This window comes from Pseudomonas sp. MF08817, assembly GCF_059862705.1.
On sequence record NZ_JCBCUY010000081.1, the window covers coordinates 1 to 3,094 of the forward strand.

A 3,094-nucleotide genomic window follows, 5' to 3' on the forward strand; every position below is an offset into this window, starting at 1 on the left:
CCGGTTCGCTTGCCCAGTTTGATGTAGAGCTTGACCGCTCGGATACGGTCTTCGTATGAATACATGAACTACCTCCAGGTAGTCCAAGATTTCCGCCGCATCCCCGGTGGGTCAATTTTCCATCAGCACCAACAGACGCCAACTAACAACTACGAGGTATTGCTGTCATGGGTATTTTCGACTGGAAACACTGGGTAGTCATTCTGATCGTCGTGGTGCTGGTATTCGGCACCAAAAAGCTCAAGGGTTTGGGCAGCGACATCGGCGAATCGATCAAGGGCTTTCGCAAAGCCATGAACGACGAAGAAAAGCCGGCCGAGGCCACCACCCCGCCCGCCGCTACCCCCCTCAATCAGCCGACCACCATCGACGCCCAGGCGCAGAAAGTCGAAGAGCCAGCTCGCAAGGACTAACGCGCCATGTTCGGTATCAGCTTTGGTGAGTTACTCCTGGTCGCCCTGATCGCCCTGCTGGTGCTCGGCCCCGAGCGCCTGCCCGGCGCCGCGCGCACCGCCGGCCTGTGGGTCGGGCGCCTGAAGCGCAGCTTCAATGCGATCAAGCAGGAGGTCGAGCGCGAAATCGGCGCCGACGAAATTCGCCGGCAGCTGCACAACGAAGAAATCATGGCCCTGGAACAGCAGCACAAAAGCCTGCTGCCAAGCGCCGCGCCCGCCAGCGACAGCCTGCCGAATCCAGTCCCGACCGGTACACCGATTGCCGTCGGTAGCCCAGTCGCCAGCACGCCTATCAGCCACGATTCGCCACCGCCGCCGCGAGCCCCATGAGCAGCCAGACTCCGCACAACGACCAGGAAATGCCCCTGGTAGCCCACCTCACCGAACTGCGCACGCGCCTGCTGCGCTGCGTCGGCGCGGTGTTTCTGATCTTCGCCACGCTGTTCTACTTTGCCCGCGAGATCTACACCCTGGTGTCCGAGCCGCTGCGCCGCTTCCTGCCGGAAGGCGCAACGATGATCGCCATCGACCCGGCCTCGGCGTTTCTCGCCCCGCTCAAGCTGACCATGGTCATCGCCCTGTTCGTCAGCATGCCGGTGATCCTGCATCAGGTCTGGGGATTTATCGCGCCCGGCCTGTACAAGCACGAAAAACGCATCGCCGTGCCGCTGCTGACTTCCAGCGTGCTGCTGTTCTATGCCGGCATGGCCTTCGCCTACTTCCTCGTGCTGCCGCTGATGTACCACTTCCTGATTGGCGCGGCGCCGGAAGGCGTCACGCCGATGACCGACATCAACAGCTACCTGGACTCGGTGCTGACCCTGTTCTTCGCCTTCGGCGTGGCCTTCGAGATTCCAGTCGCAGTGGTGCTGCTGATCTGGATCGGCATCGTCGACGTCGCCTATCTACAGAAGATCCGCCCCTACGTGATCATCGGCTGCTTCGTGGTCGGCATGGTCCTGACGCCGCCCGATCCGCTGTCGCAGACCCTACTGGCGGTGCCTATGTGGCTGCTGTTTGAGGTCGGCTTATTCTTCGGCCGGCTGATCCGCAAGCGTCCGGCCGATGAGGCTGCGGACGACGCGAACAACGATCAGCCGCCTGCCGTCCAGCCATGAACCTGCTGCTCCTGGAAGACGGCGACTTTATTGCTGCGGATCGCGTATTGCTGCAAGGCCGGCGCCTCAAGCACTTGCAGGAGGTGCACCGCGCCGAAGTGGGCGACAGCCTACGGGTCGGGCGCCTCGGCGGCCTGATGGGCCAGGGCCAGTTGCTGCGCCTGGACAGCGACGCCGCCGAACTGCAGATCAGCCTCGAACAAAGCGCACCGGCCAAACTACCGCTGACCCTGCTACTGGCCCTGCCACGACCAAAAATGCTCAAGCGCGTGCTGCAGACTGTGGCCAGCATGGGCGTGCCCAGGCTGATTCTGCTCAACAGCTATCGGGTGGAGAAGAGCTTCTGGCAGACGCCGTTTCTGCAACCAGAGGCGATCCGCGAGCAGCTGATTCTCGGCCTGGAACAGGCCCGTGATACGGTCTTGCCAGAGGTCATCATCGAGAAGCGCTTCAAGCCCTTTGTCGAAGACCAGCTGCCACAACTGGCCGCCGGCAGCCTCGGCCTGGTCGGCCATCCCGGTGACTATCCCGCCTGTCCGCGCGCCGTCACCCAGCCGGTGACCCTGGCCATCGGCCCGGAAGGCGGCTGGATTCCTTATGAAGTGGAAAAACTCGCCGCCGCCGGCCTGCAACCGGTGCAACTGGGCGAACGCATTCTGCGGGTAGAAACCGCCGTTACTGCCCTACTCGCCCGCCTGTTCTAAGTCCATAGTCCGGATGCGATCCGGGCTAGTTGTCCGCCGTTTTCTGCGCATGCCAGTGCGCCGGCAATAACTGCCCTTGCAACGCTGGCGCCTCGCGCAGCGTCATGTCGCGCGCCAACAGCGGCTCGCCACAGTCGGAACACACCAACACCCCGTGCACTTCATGGCCACAGCTTTTGTGTACATGGCGCACCGGCGCGCCCTCGGCACCGCTCATATGCCGATCGCCCCAGTTCACCAGGGCCAACACCGCCGGATACAGGTCATGACCTTTCTCGGTCAGCCGGTATTCCTCGCGCAGTGGCCGCTGCTGATAGGCCTGTTTACTCAATACACCGGCCTCTACGAGCTTTTTCAGGCGCTCGGCCAGCACATGGCGGGTGATGCCCAGGCGTTTTTCGAACTCATCGAAACGCCGCACCCCAAGAAAACACTCGCGCAGCACCAGCAAGGTCCAGCGGTCGCCAACCACCGACAGCGTGCGCGCCAGTGAGCAGGGTTGTTGCTCAAGTTCTTCCCAACGCATCAGCAATCCTCTGCAAAGCCATGGGCCTACGATAGCTTGACAGGTTCCAAAAAGGAACCGAGTATTTAGCCAAGTTCCAAAAAGGAACTAAGGAGAATGTGATGACTGAACGTAAAGCGATACTGGTCATGGGCGCTGGCGATGCCACCGGTGGAGCAATCGCCTGTTGCCGCTGACCGAAAACTGACCCAGTAGAGGCTGTTCTGCCGATCGAAAACTGACCCAGGTGCTCAACTGCTCCTGCTCAATTTATGAGCAGGAGAACACAGGGTGATCAGTATGGAAATGATG

Annotated in this window: 5 protein-coding genes; 4 read left to right on the forward strand and 1 reads right to left on the reverse strand. The window is 61.4% G+C overall.

The window, feature by feature from the left end; translation table 11 throughout:
* Positions 1 to 167 precede the first annotated feature (167 nt).
* From AC19YR_RS24590 to AC19YR_RS24605, 4 genes are read left to right on the forward strand one after another with little or no spacing between them, the layout of a single operon-like run.
* Complete coding sequence (locus AC19YR_RS24590) at positions 168 to 413, forward strand: twin-arginine translocase TatA/TatE family subunit (protein WP_023082856.1); 246 nt, start codon at positions 168 to 170, stop codon at positions 411 to 413.
* 6 nt (positions 414 to 419) lie between these two features.
* Positions 420 to 785 carry a Sec-independent protein translocase protein TatB gene (gene tatB / locus AC19YR_RS24595; RefSeq protein ID WP_023082855.1) on the forward strand — a complete coding sequence of 122 codons (366 nt, stop codon included), beginning with the start codon at positions 420 to 422 and terminating at the stop codon, positions 783 to 785.
* Positions 782 to 1,573, forward strand: coding sequence for a twin-arginine translocase subunit TatC (tatC, locus tag AC19YR_RS24600; RefSeq protein WP_185711014.1), 792 nt, complete (start codon positions 782 to 784; stop codon positions 1,571 to 1,573). The genes tatB and tatC overlap by 4 nt, the downstream gene beginning before the upstream one ends.
* Positions 1,570 to 2,277 (forward strand): 16S rRNA (uracil(1498)-N(3))-methyltransferase, encoded by a 708-nt coding sequence (locus AC19YR_RS24605; RefSeq protein ID WP_185711015.1) that lies wholly within the window; start codon positions 1,570 to 1,572, stop codon positions 2,275 to 2,277. Before tatC ends, AC19YR_RS24605 begins: the two co-directional genes overlap by 4 nt.
* Before the next feature lie 25 nt (positions 2,278 to 2,302).
* Here AC19YR_RS24605 and AC19YR_RS24610 read toward each other — a convergent pair whose 3' ends face one another.
* Entirely contained in the window at positions 2,303 to 2,803 is a 501-nt protein-coding gene (locus AC19YR_RS24610; RefSeq protein ID WP_185711016.1) for a winged helix-turn-helix transcriptional regulator, read from the reverse strand.
* Positions 2,804 to 3,094: the final 291 nt, after the last annotated feature.